The following is a 15,110-nucleotide window of genomic DNA, read 5'->3' as shown; positions in this document are numbered from 1 at the left end:
ACAATTCTTGATGACAGAAAGTCGGGGAAATACATCTCCGACCCTTCAGTTTGACCATTGCCCACTGTATCTTAGACGCGTGCAATTTGGTTTGACTCTACTAAGAAGACAAAACGAACAACATTCTTGAGACCAGCTGTGGGAAGCTGGTCTTTTTGTTGTGCTAATATTTTGTGTTATGGTAGAACCTGTTATTGCGACTGGAGTTTATATGCCCATTAACCAAGAGGAAACAGATGTAATTGATTTACAGATATATTGGCTAATACTTAAACGGCGCTGGCTAGTAATATTACTTGTTATAGCTTCAGTGTTGGGGGCTGCCATTTCCTACACTTACTCCCAGAAACCAGTTTACCAAGCCAAGGGAAAACTGCTGTTTGAGAAAAAAGATGGAGTTTCTTCCCTAACAAGTTTAGCCACAAGTGTGGGAGAACTAGGAGGACTTGGGAATAATAGTAACCCTATAGACACAGAAGCGGAAGTGATTCGTTCCCATCCTCTGATTACAAAGACTATTAATCAACTAGGGATAAAAAATACCAAAGGTGAACCCATAGACATTGACCGGTTTCTGAAACAACTGAAACTGCAAACAATTCGGGGTACGGACGTAATGGAGCTTTCTTATAATAGTACAAACCCCCAGGAAGCAGCGGATACAGTCAACACCCTAATGAAATATTACCTAGATAATAATATTCTCATCAATCGTTCAGAAGCAACAGCAGCAAGGAAATTCTTATCTCAGGAATTACCAAGGATAGAAAAACAAGTTATTAAAGCAGAACTGGAATTACGTCGGTTTAAAGAAATTAATAGAGTAGTAGCCCTAGATGCGGAAGCTAAAGTAGGTATAGAAACCCTGGGTAGGATAGATGAGGTAATTACCCAAGCCCAAGGTCAATTGGCAGCAGCTTCTACTAGATCATTAGCACTACAAAATGAGTTACAACTGACTACCCAGCAAGCAGTCGCTCTCAGTAACATCAGTCAAATTCCAGGAGTGCAGCAGGTGCTGACAGAATATCAGAAGACCCAGCAGGAGTTGGCTATAGCTGAAACAACCTATACCAGTGACAACCCCAAGGTGGTCAATTTGCAGCTCAAGGAACAGGCCCTGAAAAAGCAATTGCAAGAGAGAGTATCCCAAACCCTAGGTAATGCGGAAGTTTTACAACAGAGTAACTTGCAAATAGGAGAGTTAAAACAAGGACTAACTCAAGATTTGGTGAGATCGGAAGTAGAAAGACTAGCACTAGCTAATCAGGTTAAAGCTTTACAGAGTGTATTTATCATTAACAAAAGACGTTTAGACAGCTTACCTCGATTGGAGCAGCAACAACTGCAACTACAAAGACAATTACAGGTAGCACAAGGTACTTATCAACAATTATTAAAACAATTACAAGAAGTTCAGGTACTGGAGAATCAAAATGTTGGTAATGCCAGGGTCATATCCAGCGCCTTGGTACCTGAAATACCAATCTCTCCCAGAACAGCACTCAACATTGGTATTGGGGCGCTTGTGGGTGTGGTTTTGGGTGTGGGAACAGCACTACTATTAGAAACCTTGGATAAATCCGTCAAGAATATTGAGGAGTTAAATCGAATACTAGATTTACCCATGTTGGGAACCATTCCCCAGTACGAGAACACTAAAAGACAGAAAAATGCAGGGGGGGAAGAAAGTCAAAGAGAGCTACCGATTCTTGATAATCCCTATTCACCTGTTAGCACATCCATTGAAATGTTGCAAACTAATCTGGGCTTTGCTACGGATAAAGAATTGCGGGTCATTTTACTCACCAGTTCCTCTCCTGGTGAAGGTAAGTCCTTTGTATCAGCCAATTTAGCCCTAGCAGCATCCCATCTAGGCAAAAGAGTCTTGATAGTAGATGGGGATCTACGTCGTCCCCGTCAACATAAAGTGTGGGGACTGCCCAACTTTGTGGGACTTAGTAACGTGCTAGTTGCCCAAACACAACTGGAAAATTGCTTACAGGATGTATCCTCGGTGCATGTTTTAACAGCTGGTAAGGTTCCGCCCAATCCAGTTAAGCTATTAGATTCCCAATCCATGGCCAGTTTAATCGCAGCAGCTCGCCGGGACTACGACTTTGTGATTATTGACACACCACCCCTAACTGCTGTAGCTGATGCACTGATTGTGGGCAAGTTGGTAGATGGGGTGTTGTTAGTTGTCCGCCCTGGTCAGGTAGAATCTTCAGCTGTGAAAGCATCCAATTCGTTACTGGCCCAGTCCAAAGTGCCAGTTTTAGGTATGGTGGTCAATGGTGTCAGTGAAGATAGCGGATATGGAGGATATTATTATTATAGAGGTTATTATGGTGATTTAAAAGACAAACGGGAGGGTGACTCACTGGCTATAAAAAGATAATGGTCATTTGATCAAACCACACTAAGACTATATGCTGTACCATCAAGACTTTTACACATGGGCATTACAACAAGCTCAATTACTACGGGAGAAAAAATTTCAGCAGGTTGACTGGGATCATATTATTGAGGAAATTGAAGATTTGGCAAGGAGTGAATATAGAGCCCTTGTATCAGCTATAGAGCAGTTATCATTGCATCTGCTCAAATGGCAGTTTCAACCCAATCACCGTTCCCCTAGCTGGAAAATGTCCATTGATAAACAGCGTATTCAGTTAGAGCGTTTATTGGAGGATAATCCTGGGTTAAGACAGCAGCTGGATGAAACCTGGTGTTTGCCATAATGAGATATAATAGCTGGGACAGTTTGAAAAGCAGGACAAGTAATGAACTTTCCAGAAATTAATATCGCCGGTGAGGGAAAACTTCACGCCAACCTAAATACTTCTCTGGGTAAGATTGTGGTGAGACTAGAAGAAGAGCGTGCCCCCAACACCGTTAAAAACTTTGTTGGTCTAGCAACCGGAGCAATTGACTGGAAAGACCCACAAACTGGCAAATCTATGCAAGGAACCTCCGCTTATAGCGGTGTCAGGTTTCACCGTGTGATTCCTGGTTTTATGATTCAATGTGGAGACCCTCTCACCCTTTACCCCGATTTGGCTCGTCGTTGGGGCACCGGTGGTCCCGGATACAAGTTCCCTGATGAATTTCATCCCGATCTAAAGCATGATGCACCGGGTATTTTATCCATGGCTAATGCAGGACCTGGAACTAATGGTTCTCAGTGGTTTATTACGGAAGGACCAACTCCCCATTTAGATCGAAGACACAGTGTTTTTGGTTATGTGGTTGATGGTATGGATGTGGTCAATAAGATCGCTAATGTTTCTACCACGCGCGATCGCCCTAACCAAGATGTGACCCTGGATAGTGTAGAAATTTTCCGTCAGTAACTTATGTTCCCTCCTGGAGACCCCCACTCTCTTAGGTGGGGGAGGGGTGAGGTCTAAGCAACATAGCTATAACCATCCTTAGATAGGTAATGTCAATTTAGGCTCTTTCAAACCCCCGCTCTCTTAGGTGGGTACTTCTATTGATTAGATAGGTAGTCCAACTCCATTCTTTGTTCCATCTGTCTGAGAAAGTAACCGGTCATCATGGCTGATGCTAAAAGTCCAGCCAAATTATCCCTATCCGTAGTAATTTGGATATTAAAATGATCTGGTGGTAGCATTCCTACCAAACCTTGGACATTTTGGGAGATAATCTGTTTGATTTCCGGCGTGACGGACTGGGCAACACGGGCTAGAACGTCAGGAGATTGATGCTGTAAATATTTTAATAGTTGGTTTGGATTTTCCCCAAATTGATCGTTCAGAACCTGATTACCGTGTTCCTCAGAGTTGTCATTCAAAAAGTCAGGATCAAACACCATTGGCAATTCTTCTTACCTTAGTTGCTAATTCTACTTTAGCTCATAGTGCAAGAAAAAGGGTAGCCCAAGTGAGAAACCTTTTATATTTCTCTTTCCTTGATTTTCTGCTGCTCTATGGGTAGTTCGTCTATCTGAAAATATTGATGAAATTTTGATGTTACCTGTAGTGAGTAAGACCGGGAATTGGGATCCTTTTTTTTGCGAATAAATCCTAACTCTACCAGTTCAGCAACATGGGGATATGCACTGGATCCTCGTAAATTAATTAAGTCGGTTTGCAAAATAGGACTATTTAAGGCGATCGCTGCTAATGTTCGTAAGGACCCGACTCCCAACTCTACCGGTATTAGGGTTTGTACTAAATCTTGAAAGTCTGCTCTTAGTTGTAAACCATAACTACCTTCTGTTTCTACAATTTCTAGGGCACTTTCCCTACGGGCATAATTGTCCATTAGTTCTATTATTCCCTCTTCAATTGTGTGGCGATCGCATCCTATATATTCAGCAATTTCAATTAGGGACAAGGATTGACCCTTTAAGTATAAAACTGCTTCTATTTTTAGAGCTATAGGTATATTTTGTTGGGACATGTTGGGAGATTCTGCTCTTGATAGGGAGGGCAATCATCTGAGACTGAGGATCAATTCAGCGATCGCTAAATCTTGGGGAGTTGTCACTTTTAGGTTGGTTTCTTCTCCTGGGACTATGCGTACTTGGATGCCACACTTTTCAAATAAGGCTGCATCATCGGTTACTTCCCACCCTTGACGTACTCCTTCTGCATGACATTGTTTTAACAACTGCACATTGAAACCCTGGGGGGTTTGAGCTGCCCAAAGCTTTTCCCGTTTTGGCGTGGACTCAATTATACCACTTTCACCCACCACCTTGATTGTATCTTTTACTGGTACTGCAGCAATCAGTCCTGGGCAATTGAGAATAGCGATCGCACAGGCATTAAATAATTCTGGTGTTGCTAAACAGCGTGCTCCATCGTGAATCAACACTTCCTTAGCCTCTGATGGCAATGCTTGTAATCCATTGTAAACAGATTCTTGTCTAGTAGTACCGCCGGGAATAAACTCCACAGGTTTAGTCATGGCTAAACCAGCCACAATAGCTTTAAAATCGTGCCATTCTGAGGGTTGAGAAATAATCCCGATCCAACGGATCTGGCTAGCAGCTTCTGCGGCCAATAAGGTCCAAGCGATAATAGACTGAGAGTGAACCTTCAATAGCAATTTGTTGCAATTAGCACCCATTCTTTTGCCGCTACCAGCGGCTGGAATTAATAAATACACTGTTTTCCTCGATTTTACGACCACTAAGACTTGAGAAAAGGAATTTTCTGAACCCGATTTTCGATAAAATAGGAACGATAAGCCTCAATAAATATATTATTTATGCGAGTAGTAGCCCTTGTACCTGGTTCCATTGCCGATCAGATTCTTTTCTTTCCCACTTTAGACTCTCTACAGCGTTCTTACCCAGATGCCTGGATAGATGTGATTGTGGAACCTAGATCAAAGGTTGCTTACCAGGTGAACAAGTATGTTCACGAGGTATTTCTCTTTGATTACAAAGACCGTAATAGTTTAGCAGATTGGAGCAACCTGTTGGGAACAATCCGCGACCGTGAGTATGACCTAGCTATTACTGCGGGAGAAAGTTGGTTTGTTGGTTTGTTTCTTTGGTTGAGTGGTATTCCTACCCGTATTGGCTTCCGGGGTAGTGGAGCCAATTTTCTTACCCATGTCATTTCTCCCAACACTTCCCAATACATACCTCATATCTACCATGATCTATTACAGCCTTTAGGCATTAACACACCTTGTCCACCCCTAGCCATCAACTTGCTCAAACCAGATGTGGAGTGGGCTAAACAGCAACAAAAACGATTAGGTATTGGTGAAACAGGCTACATTTTGATTTATGGTGGTTATGGTGAGTTATCTTCTGACCCTGACAATATCTACCCCATAGATAGTTGGCAGCAAATTATTGGAGAATGTGAGCAAAAACAGCCAGATTTACCCATACTAGTGGTTAAGGAACAGGGTGATGACTATTTTGTCCCTTCTCTAGTAGAATCTTTCCCTAACATTAAGGTTATTCCCGTTCCTGACATGGGTAAATTGGCTGCTATTATTGGTGGTGCCAGTTTAATGGTTACTGTTAATGGTTCTCCTTTACAATTAGCCATAGCTATACAAACCTATACTATTGCCTTACTAAGCTCTGCGGATTCAACTAAGTTACTGCCTGTTAATGACAAGTTCTTAGCCATTAAATCCCCCACAGGTAAAACGGCTGATATTCCACCAGCAACTGTTTTAAAAACAATTTGGGGGGGTTAGGTAGTTAAGAGGGAAGGGGGACGAAATTTTTGCTGTTATCTTTGTGTTTTTGTTATTATAGTTGTAGTTAGTAGCTAAATCCTCTTAACTATCAATCATCTCAAAAAAACCATCTTCTAATTCATAACCTAACATTTGCGCTAGAGATTTTAAACGGAACCTGGCAGGTATCTGATTCTGCTTTAACCAGTTACTCAAAATAAAAATTTTGTGCATCAAGAAAATTTCTAGAGCTTCAGGGTTATATTGTATACCTTCTTTCTTGTGAAATTCGTGAGGTACTAACATGGCCGTATAACGTCCTAGCTCGCCAGATTTCCAGTCTAGTAAAAATGGTAGCCATGGATATTGGGCATCTAATCGCACAAACCATAGTCGGATCTCTGGAATTTCTGAGATTTCTCTGGGATCGTTGTCTTGTCTTGGGTAGTCAACATCAAAGCGCAGTTGCTGCTCCTGGGATATGATTGACTCTTTTTGGAGGATTGATTCAATTACTTTTAGTGCGGGTGATAAATCTAAGTTATTGATGGAATCCCGACCTACCTGAATGCTGATTGTCATTGACCTGTTAGCTTATTGATTTGTATTTCTACATCAACGGTAGCAGTTTTCATTTCCTAATGCCAGCAATTTGCCGATTCCCAGTGGGGGGGGAAATCAAATGGAGCGAAGCCAGTTCCAGCTAAAGCCATATTCATACATTTAAAACTAAAAATATGCAGAAACCTGTTATTTCTACACTGGGGATTCATTCCCTGGAAGATGCTTTAGAACGATGTCAACTTTTAGGCCTGCGAATTAGCCGTCAGCGTCGCTTTATATTAGAGTTACTTTGGGAATCTAAGGAACATCTCTCAGCTAGGGAGATTTATGATCGTCTGAATAGAAAAGGTAAGGAAATAGGTCATACGTCTGTTTATCAAAATTTGGAATTGCTCTCCAGTCAAGGGATTATTGAGTGTATTGAACATAGTCATGGCAGATTATATGGCAGTGTTACCCAAGCTCATAGTCATGTTAGCTGTATTGACAATCATGAAGTTATTGATGTACACGTGGAATTACCTTTGGACTTAATTCGCCAAGTTGAATTACAAACAGGCGTGAGAATAAAAAGTTATACCATTAACTTTTTTGGTATGCGTGATCCTAAACATGGTGATAGTATTGATAGTGTTGATTACTTACATTCCTTTGAGTGAGTTAGAGACGAATATTGACCGAACTGGGAAAAAATTCTGTTTTTACTTGACCTGACATGAGCGATCGCCTTTTGACTTTCTCACATCTGGGTGCGCTATTAATCGACTCAGATCCTATTTTTCGTCTGGGTTTAAGAATTGCTTTGGAAGCTTCATCTTCTATTAAAGTAGTAGGTGACGTTTCTAATGATAGTGCCGCGTTACAGTTATTAGGTGACACTGCTTCTAGTCAGGAACAGACTGATGAAAACGAAAATAGTCAAGAACCAAAAAAAGACCACAGAGAAATTAACCTAATAGTTTTAGAATTGGGTAGGAACTCTCAAGAAGCAGAGTTAGGGTTACAATTTTGTGAACAACTGAAAGCTCTATATCCCCATATACCAGTTCTATTACTCACAGCTGTGTCCAATTCAGAAACTCTTTTGACAGCAAAAAATCTAGGTGTGAATGGCTATTGTCCCAAAGGTATATCAATTTCCCTATTAGTGGGGATTATGGAGGAAATTGCCAAGGGTGGTTATTATTGGTGGGAGAAAAATCCTAGTAAATCTCTAGATTCACCCTTGACCCGCTGGACACATAAAATCCACTCATCGGGAATTAGTTATATCACCCGAGATTTGACCAAGATTACGCTAAGACTAAGGATTCCTGGAATCCCATTATTGGAGCGAGTCATTTTAGCTGGACATAGGAGAGAACTGTTAGCTGCGGGTTGGTTAGTACATCAGTTATTTGGTTCATCGGAACCACAACCTGTTCCCAGGAATCGGGGTGAATCTGAGTCAGTACCAATAGCTAGCTCACCATTACAAACTAAAAAAGCTCTACAGTCAATAATATTTACGTCTTGCCTTGACAAGCTGCATTCTCATTTATCCAATATAGGGGAAGTGCCATTAGAAATTGATATCTTACGGGAAGAGAAAAAAAAGGAACTGCTTTATCTGATATTACAAAAATTATCTCAACGCCTAGATAAACTCCGAGATTGCCAATTTGAGATTTCCCAACTATCCAATTTAAAAAAGGAAATACTTTATGATTTATGGGAGGGAGTAGTGAGAGAGTTTTATGGTCAAATCCCCCAGGTAAATGTGGGTAAGAGTACCATAGAAACAGTGGGATTTTTATTAGATAATGCTAGGGGAGTAGAAACTGAAATCTTAGATAAAATTCCCCTGGTTGAAGAATTATTATCCTATCTAATTTGGCAAACGGACTTATATGTGGATAATAGGTTGTATTCTCCAGGTTCAGAGTCAGCCAATTATCAAATATTAATGATTTTAGAAAATCTATTGATTCAAATTGCCAATGGTGTATTGCAACCCCTAATTAACCTTTTAGCCGATGTGGAAACTGTCAAACAACATTTTTATGACCGTCATTTTATCTCCACACGAGAAATTGAAAGATTTAGAAACAACCTATCTTGGAAGTACTGGTTAACTCGCCATTTTGGTGAACCCCAGGCAATTTTTGAAAGTCGTTATGAACTGTTTGTCATTGCACCTCGTGGTATTACTAAAACTTCTATTTATTCCCCCCGTAATCACCAACTAGCTAACCTTTCCGGTATTCCCCTAGCAGTAACACTAGCACTGGAGTTTAGAGATGCGATCGCACCTCGGTTACAGTCTCTATTGTCTTTTGTGGGGAATGTTATAGTTTTTATTTTAACAAAAATAGTTGGTAGAGGTTTAGGATTAATTGCTCGTGGTGTACTCCAGGGTCTTGGTAGTGTAAACTTAGGGGATAAACCCGGAAAATAATCATGACTGAAAACTAAAAAAACCAGTTTTTTAAAAGTATGGATAAGCAAAACCTCCTAGGATTATTAATCTCCTATGGCTATGCTATGAGCCTATTAATTATTAGTGAATTTCTGCATAGAGTATTTAAAATTAAACAAAGTATCACCCGCAAAATCGTTCACATATCTGCCGGTATGTGGGTATTTGGAATTTTGATTTTATTCAACAGTTGGCAAATAGGAATTATTCCCTTTGCTAGTTTTATAATGGTTAATTACCTATTGTATAAATATCCTCTGATTCATTCCCTAGATAGAAAAAATAGCTCCCCTGGTACAGTATATTTTGCCATTTCCATTACCATACTTTTTGCCCTATTCTGGAGACCCAATGAACCCACAGACCAGGTTACAATTGCACTAGCAGGGGTCATGTCTATGACCTGGGGAGATGCACTAGCAGCATTGATTGGGGAAAAATTTGGTCAGCACAAGTACCAGGTAGGAACCTCCGTTCGCTCCTGGGAAGGATCAGCTGTGATGTTTTTTGTCACCACAATGGTGATATTTCTGATATTACTACTAATTCCCGGTTCTTTATTTAGTCCATTAGCAACCCCCATAGATGGGTGGAGGGCAATGCTTGCTGCTGTGATCAGTGCCACTTTTGCTACCTTGCTAGAGGGGATTTCTCCCCGTGGCACGGATAACTTAAGCGTGCCCTTAATAACAGCTATAGTTGTATGGTTAATTATTGGTCGCTGAGATTCATATTTGAAACCAATCAACTATTTTCCTAGAGTTAGTTCTTCCTTTTTTCCTAAAATACCTTGAGGTCGCCAAATCATTAAGCTCATAAGAATGAAACCGATGAACATAATCCGAAAAGCACCAATACGCTCCGCATCTAAAGGAACTATTTTGGGTAAAAATTCCCTGGTTAGAGCATCATAGGCAAAATAAATTACCGCTCCCAAAATTGTCCCCAGATTATTGCCAGACCCTCCTAAAATTACCATAATCCAAGCATCAAAGGTCAGTTGTGGTTGAAAGTTATCGGGATAAATAGCACTCAGTTGCCAAGCAAAAAAAGCACCAGCAATTCCAGCGATCGCACCACCTAAGATTAAAGATTGTAATTTGTAGGAAAAAACATTTTTACCCAGAGCTTTAGGTACTTCTTCATCTTCTCGAATTGCTTTAAGAACACGTCCCCAAGGAGATTGGACTAAAAATTCTAACCGCCAAAATACAAAAGCTAGAACTAATAAGACCAGTAACATTAACCCTGCTTTAGGATTATAGTTGTAAAGTCCTAGTACACCAGCAATATAAATCGCTAATGACAACAAACCCAAAATTATGGCTACCACCAAATGGGAAGTAAATTCTGCTCTATGGTTATTCTTGCGAGTATTTTTTACCCAGCGCCACAGAGAAAATAAAGTAATACTTGTAAGTAAAGTAAGCACCCCAATCATCAGTAATCGGAACAATAAATTAGGTGTTGTTGTTAGGGGAATCACATAACTTTGAATACCAAAAGCTCCAGATATCCAGCGATCGCCCACTGGTAAATCTTGATTGTTAAAAACTAACCGAATTAGCTCACCAGTACCAATAGTGACAATACCCAAATAGTCTTCTCTCAGACGTAGAGTGGCAAAACCAATGACCAGACCCAACAAAGCAGCTACAATTGCTCCAGCAACAGCAGATAAAAATAGAGGAACACCCTGTAGACTTAAAATAACAGTGGTATAGGCACCTAAAGTCATAAAAGCAATGTGACCGAAACTAATCAGGCCAGTAAAACCCCACTGTAAATTAAGTCCCAATGCAAACAGAGAAAAAGTAGCGGTAGAAATAGCCAAAAAGATCAGGTATTCACTCATAACCAGGGATGTTTCAAAAGGGATAAGGGTGAGCCATTCTCACATAAGATAGGGCATGAATGTAATATAATAAGGATATTTAACAAAAATTAACCATATTTAACCAAAGTCATAACTCCTGATTACAAACTGTATAAGACAGAGCAGGGATCGCCAAAACCATAGATTAAACTGGAGTTTGACTAAGTTATGTGAGAATTCCCTCATTATGGATGCTAAGGAACTTTGGCAACGATACCAAGACTGGTTATATTACCACGAGGGATTGGGACTGTATCTGGATATCAGCCGAATGCGGTTTGATAACACTTTCGTGGAGTCATTACAGTCAAAATTTGAGCAAGCATTTAGGGAAATGGTAGCTCTAGAAAAGGGAGCAATTGCCAATCCCGATGAAAACCGCATGGTGGGACATTACTGGTTGCGAAATCCCGATTTAGCACCCAATTCCCAACTGAGAGCAGAAATTGTCAGAACTTTAGAAGAAATCGAAGTTTTTGCAGATCAAGTGCACACTGGAGCCATACATCCTCCTAAAGAAAACCGCTTTACCGATATTATCTCCATTGGAATTGGAGGTTCAGCTTTAGGTCCACAATTTGTTGCAGAAGCACTTGCTCCTGACCTTCCCCCTCTTAACATTCACTTTATCGACAACACTGACCCTGCGGGAATTGACCGAGTGCTTTCCCGCGTGGGAGATAGGTTAAGTAGCACCCTAGTATTAGTGATTTCCAAGTCTGGTGGTACACCTGAACCTCGCAATGGTATGATAGAGGTGAAACAGGCATACTCCCGTAGAAATTTAGACTTTGCCCAATATGCGATCGCCATTACTAGTACGGGTAGTAATTTGGATAAAGTTGCCAAATCAGAAAACTGGTTAGGGACCTTCCCCATGTATGATTGGGTAGGTGGAAGGACTTCAGAAATGTCCGCTGTGGGTTTAGTTCCAGCAGCATTGCAGGGTATTAATATTCGTGCTATGCTAGATGGTGCTAAACAAATGGATGATGCTACCCGCATTGCCAACATTAAAAATAATCCAGCAGCTTTATTAGCCTTGTCCTGGTATTTTTCTGGTAATGGTAAGGGTGAAAAGGACATGGTTGTCTTACCCTATAAAGATAGCTTGTTATTATTTAGCCGTTACTTACAGCAGTTGGTAATGGAATCTTTAGGCAAAGAGAAAGACCTAGATGGCAAGACTGTATACCAAGGTATTGCTGTGTATGGCAACAAAGGTTCAACAGACCAGCATGCTTATGTACAACAATTAAGAGAAGGAGTGCCTAATTTTTTTGCCACCTTAATTGAGGTATTGGAAGATCGTCAAGGTGCATCTTCGGAAATTGATCCTGGTGTAACTGCTGGTGATTACCTATCTGGGTTTTTATTAGGAACCCGTCAAGCACTTTATGAGAATCATCGGGATTCCATTACTGTGACAATTCCCCAAGTTAATGCTCAAACAGTAGGAGCATTAATTGCGTTGTATGAGAGAGCTGTGGGTTTATATGCTAGCTTGGTAAATGTTAATGCTTATCATCAACCAGGGGTAGAAGCAGGGAAAAAAGCAGCAGCAGTAATACTGGACTTACAGAATAAGGTAATCAAGGTATTACAATCAGAAAGGAAAGGACTAACCATTGGGGAGATCGCTGATAAAGCGGGTGCTAGTGATCAGGTAGAACCCATTTACAAAATTCTCCGTCATCTTCATGCTAATAATCGAGGTGTGGTTTTGACAGGTGATTTGAGTAAACCGGGAACTTTAACTGTTTCTTTGACTTAAAGACAGTCTTGAATCCCCGACATCTTTAGGATATATCTTAAAGACATCGGGGATTTAGGTGTTTATGGAGATTAAACAGTTTATAACCGCTAAATAGTGAGAAAGTGCAAATGCTCCCCAGGTTGAGCAATAAAAGTTTCTAAACTACCTTGTAATTGAATTTTCCCTTGTTCTAATAAGACAATCCAATCAGCACGGTGCATCACGCTGGGACGATGGGTAATTAAAATTGTGGTTTTTCCCTTGCGAAATGCCAATAGTCGGTCTAAAACATGGGTTTCACTGACAGGGTCTAATCCAGCAGTAGCTTCATCTAATATGAGAACTGGAGGGTTATTGAGTATTCCTCGAGCGATCGCCAATCGTTGTCTTTGTCCACCGGAAAGATTAGCTCCAAATTCTCCCAAAACGGTTTGATACTTATTAGGTAATTGACTAATAAAACCATCAGCATCAGCAATTTCACAAGCTTGAACTATCTGATCAAAAGAAAGATTAGGTATACCCAATCTAAAGTTTTCTAAAATTGAACGACTCCAGAAATGAGGGTCTTGAGGTACATAAACTACCTGTTGGCGTAAACAATCAAGGGCGAGATCATGAATATTAAAAACTCCAATTCGGATGTTTCCTGAACTGGGTTGATATAACCCAGCTAAAAGTTTTGCCAAGGTACTTTTACCACAACCTGATTTACCAATAACAGCAATAACCTTACCACCGGGAAGTTTGAGAGAAAAATCATCCAATAGATCCACCCTTCCCAGATGGTGAAATGTCAAGTGAGAAAAAAAAATATCCGCATCACCAGCAATTTGAGCAATTGGTTTTTGCCCACCGCCCACTACTTCTGGTGTAGCATCAATTACTTCTAATAATCGGGAGATTGCCGTTTGTGAACGAAAATATTCATCCACCAGTCCCACCAGAAATACAATTAAAGCCAAAACATTAATTTGTAAAGTATTAAACGCCAGCATTTGTCCAATACTCAATTGATGGTTAATCACTAATATACTGCCCAAACCTAATAAAATAACACCACCCAAACTAGAAAGAAGTTTGGCGATAGTGCCATTAATAATATCGAGTTGAATGGTGCTAAAATTCAGATTGGCGAATCGACCGAAACGACTTTGGAACTCATCCCAAAATTGGGGCGCAGCATTGGTGGTTTTCACAACCTGAGCTCCTTTAAAGGTTTCCACTAATACTCCTTGATTTTCCGCTCCTAAAACCAATAGACTACGAGTTTTTTGTTGCAGTATGGGCAAAAATGGTAGAGCAACCACAGTCATAACAGTGGCGAAAATTATCACTGCTATGGTTAATTGCCAGCTATAAAATAGCATTAGTCCTAAAGAAATAACTGCCACAAAAAATTGGCTAGGTAAAAGAATGACAATTTGAGAAACCAACTGATTAATTTCGTTAATATCACTCAAGCGACTGGTAATTTCACCACTACGACGGGACTCATAATAACTCAAAGGCAATTGCAACAATTTACGACCAAAATCCAAAACCAATCCCAATTGTAATCTTTGCCCAAAATGGGCAATCATAGTAGATTGTATTAGTTGTAAACTGCTACTAAATATGGTCATCACGACCACAGCACATACTACGACCGTCAGTAGTTGTAGGTCACCCCTGACCAAAACATCATCAGTTAATAATTGAATGAGAACTGGAGTTCCTAAAGCTAACACACCTAGAATAATATTGATAACAATAACTTGTGCTAGCAGTCCACGATAGGGTAAAATTCTCAAGAAAAAGCGTAACAAACCACCATGAGGTTGCTCTTGAGATTGGGTAGAAAACTGTTCTGGGTCAGGTTCTAATAATAGAGTCACTCCATTCCACGCTGCTAATAATTCTTGGCGTTCAATATAGCGAATACCTACAGCTGGATCAGCAATAACATATTTTTTGCCCCGAGTACCATAGAGAATGACCCAATGATGACCCCGCCAATGAATAATAGCTGGTAAGGGAATTTCCGTGATTCGGTCTAAAATTTCCGGTGGTGCTTTAACTGCTCTGGAATTGAATCCTAAACTGTCCGATCCACGTTTTAAGCCCAATAATGTTGTTCCTAATTGTCCCGTTCCTACTGCTTCTCGACTTTTATTAATGGTGAGAAATCTCCCGTAATATTTGCAGATTGAAGCTAGACAAGCTGCTCCGCAGTCTTCTTCACTTGCTTGTAAAACACATTCATATTTTTTCCTAAATTGGAATGGATTAAACATCAT

General features: G+C 40.3%; 14 protein-coding genes. 8 read left to right on the top strand and 6 right to left on the bottom strand.

The genetic code is table 11. The features are described from left to right. Nucleotides 1-178 precede the first annotated feature (178 nt). Genes IAR63_RS01460 through IAR63_RS01450 form a run of 3 tightly spaced genes read left to right on the top strand, consistent with a single transcriptional unit; the run spans nucleotide 179 to nucleotide 3,356 of the window. On the top strand, nucleotides 179-2,401 hold the full coding sequence (locus tag IAR63_RS01460) for a GumC family protein (protein WP_235678320.1): 2,223 nt from the start codon (nucleotides 179-181) through the stop codon (nucleotides 2,399-2,401). A gap of 31 nt (nucleotides 2,402-2,432) precedes the next feature. Continuing rightward, nucleotides 2,433-2,744, top strand: coding sequence for a DUF29 domain-containing protein (locus tag IAR63_RS01455; protein ID WP_235678319.1), 312 nt, complete (start codon nucleotides 2,433-2,435; stop codon nucleotides 2,742-2,744). Nucleotides 2,745-2,786: 42 nt separating this feature from the next. Further along, the gene (locus IAR63_RS01450) at nucleotides 2,787-3,356 is read left to right on the top strand and encodes a peptidylprolyl isomerase (protein WP_006277112.1); all 570 of its coding nucleotides are present in this window, start codon (nucleotides 2,787-2,789) and stop codon (nucleotides 3,354-3,356) included. A 137-nt stretch (nucleotides 3,357-3,493) separates the two neighbouring features. On the opposite strand, the gene IAR63_RS01445 is transcribed toward IAR63_RS01450, so the two are convergent. The 3 genes from IAR63_RS01445 to ispD form a co-directional block, all read right to left on the bottom strand. After that, nucleotides 3,494-3,838 (bottom strand): DUF760 domain-containing protein, encoded by a 345-nt coding sequence (locus IAR63_RS01445; protein ID WP_009342729.1) that lies wholly within the window; start codon nucleotides 3,836-3,838, stop codon nucleotides 3,494-3,496. 80 nt (nucleotides 3,839-3,918) lie between these two features. Further along, nucleotides 3,919-4,428 (bottom strand): SMC-Scp complex subunit ScpB, encoded by a 510-nt coding sequence (gene scpB / locus IAR63_RS01440; protein ID WP_187706323.1) that lies wholly within the window; start codon nucleotides 4,426-4,428, stop codon nucleotides 3,919-3,921. Nucleotides 4,429-4,461: 33 nt separating this feature from the next. After that, a complete protein-coding gene (gene ispD / locus IAR63_RS01435; protein WP_057178125.1) occupies nucleotides 4,462-5,139 on the bottom strand; it encodes a 2-C-methyl-D-erythritol 4-phosphate cytidylyltransferase in 678 nt (225 codons plus the stop codon). A 102-nt stretch (nucleotides 5,140-5,241) separates the two neighbouring features. Here ispD and IAR63_RS01430 point away from each other — a divergent pair, with 102 nt between their 5' ends. Next, the gene (locus IAR63_RS01430) at nucleotides 5,242-6,195 is read left to right on the top strand and encodes a glycosyltransferase family 9 protein (RefSeq protein ID WP_096547478.1); all 954 of its coding nucleotides are present in this window, start codon (nucleotides 5,242-5,244) and stop codon (nucleotides 6,193-6,195) included. 84 nt (nucleotides 6,196-6,279) lie between these two features. Here IAR63_RS01430 and IAR63_RS01425 read toward each other — a convergent pair whose 3' ends face one another. After that, a complete protein-coding gene (locus IAR63_RS01425; protein ID WP_187706322.1) occupies nucleotides 6,280-6,759 on the bottom strand; it encodes a CRR6 family NdhI maturation factor in 480 nt (159 codons plus the stop codon). A gap of 155 nt (nucleotides 6,760-6,914) precedes the next feature. Here IAR63_RS01425 and IAR63_RS01420 point away from each other — a divergent pair, with 155 nt between their 5' ends. From IAR63_RS01420 to IAR63_RS01410, 3 genes are read left to right on the top strand one after another with little or no spacing between them, the layout of a single operon-like run. Next, the gene (locus tag IAR63_RS01420) at nucleotides 6,915-7,400 is read left to right on the top strand and encodes a Fur family transcriptional regulator (protein ID WP_057178128.1); all 486 of its coding nucleotides are present in this window, start codon (nucleotides 6,915-6,917) and stop codon (nucleotides 7,398-7,400) included. Nucleotides 7,401-7,456: 56 nt separating this feature from the next. Then, a complete protein-coding gene (locus IAR63_RS01415; protein WP_187706321.1) occupies nucleotides 7,457-9,178 on the top strand; it encodes a DUF3685 domain-containing protein in 1,722 nt (573 codons plus the stop codon). A 38-nt stretch (nucleotides 9,179-9,216) separates the two neighbouring features. Continuing rightward, entirely contained in the window at nucleotides 9,217-9,924 is a 708-nt protein-coding gene (locus IAR63_RS01410; RefSeq protein ID WP_187706320.1) for a diacylglycerol/polyprenol kinase family protein, read from the top strand. Nucleotides 9,925-9,947: 23 nt separating this feature from the next. Here the strand turns inward: IAR63_RS01410 and IAR63_RS01405 are convergent, their stop codons facing one another. Beyond that, nucleotides 9,948-11,054, bottom strand: coding sequence for a branched-chain amino acid ABC transporter permease (locus IAR63_RS01405; RefSeq protein ID WP_187706319.1), 1,107 nt, complete (start codon nucleotides 11,052-11,054; stop codon nucleotides 9,948-9,950). A gap of 208 nt (nucleotides 11,055-11,262) precedes the next feature. On the opposite strand from IAR63_RS01405, the gene IAR63_RS01400 reads away from it, so the two are divergent. Then, nucleotides 11,263-12,849 carry a glucose-6-phosphate isomerase gene (locus IAR63_RS01400; RefSeq protein WP_187706318.1) on the top strand — a complete coding sequence of 529 codons (1,587 nt, stop codon included), beginning with the start codon at nucleotides 11,263-11,265 and terminating at the stop codon, nucleotides 12,847-12,849. Between the two features lie 89 nt (nucleotides 12,850-12,938). Here the strand turns inward: IAR63_RS01400 and IAR63_RS01395 are convergent, their stop codons facing one another. Next, nucleotides 12,939-15,107 (bottom strand): peptidase domain-containing ABC transporter, encoded by a 2,169-nt coding sequence (locus tag IAR63_RS01395; RefSeq protein WP_187707304.1) that lies wholly within the window; start codon nucleotides 15,105-15,107, stop codon nucleotides 12,939-12,941. Between the last annotated feature and the right edge of the window lie 3 nt (nucleotides 15,108-15,110).

The organism is Cylindrospermopsis curvispora GIHE-G1 (assembly GCF_014489415.1).
GTDB lineage: Bacteria > Cyanobacteriota > Cyanobacteriia > Cyanobacteriales > Nostocaceae > Raphidiopsis > Raphidiopsis curvispora_A.
The sequence above is the reverse complement of the archived record's forward strand: the minus strand, read 5'-3'. Positions and strand labels throughout refer to the sequence as shown.

Coding starts and splice junctions, on each gene's coding strand:
- IAR63_RS01460 (WP_235678320.1), top strand. CDS start 179: ATGGTAGAACCTGTTATTGCGACTGGAGTTTATATGCCCATTAACCAA.
- IAR63_RS01455 (WP_235678319.1), top strand. CDS start 2,433: ATGCTGTACCATCAAGACTTTTACACATGGGCATTACAACAAGCTCAA.
- IAR63_RS01450 (WP_006277112.1), top strand. CDS start 2,787: ATGAACTTTCCAGAAATTAATATCGCCGGTGAGGGAAAACTTCACGCC.
- IAR63_RS01445 (WP_009342729.1), bottom strand. CDS start 3,838: ATGGTGTTTGATCCTGACTTTTTGAATGACAACTCTGAGGAACACGGT.
- scpB (WP_187706323.1), bottom strand. CDS start 4,428: ATGTCCCAACAAAATATACCTATAGCTCTAAAAATAGAAGCAGTTTTA.
- IAR63_RS01430 (WP_096547478.1), top strand. CDS start 5,242: ATGCGAGTAGTAGCCCTTGTACCTGGTTCCATTGCCGATCAGATTCTT.
- IAR63_RS01425 (WP_187706322.1), bottom strand. CDS start 6,759: ATGACAATCAGCATTCAGGTAGGTCGGGATTCCATCAATAACTTAGAT.
- IAR63_RS01420 (WP_057178128.1), top strand. CDS start 6,915: ATGCAGAAACCTGTTATTTCTACACTGGGGATTCATTCCCTGGAAGAT.
- IAR63_RS01415 (WP_187706321.1), top strand. CDS start 7,457: ATGAGCGATCGCCTTTTGACTTTCTCACATCTGGGTGCGCTATTAATC.
- IAR63_RS01410 (WP_187706320.1), top strand. CDS start 9,217: ATGGATAAGCAAAACCTCCTAGGATTATTAATCTCCTATGGCTATGCT.
- IAR63_RS01405 (WP_187706319.1), bottom strand. CDS start 11,054: ATGAGTGAATACCTGATCTTTTTGGCTATTTCTACCGCTACTTTTTCT.
- IAR63_RS01400 (WP_187706318.1), top strand. CDS start 11,263: ATGGATGCTAAGGAACTTTGGCAACGATACCAAGACTGGTTATATTAC.
- IAR63_RS01395 (WP_187707304.1), bottom strand. CDS start 15,107: ATGTTTAATCCATTCCAATTTAGGAAAAAATATGAATGTGTTTTACAA.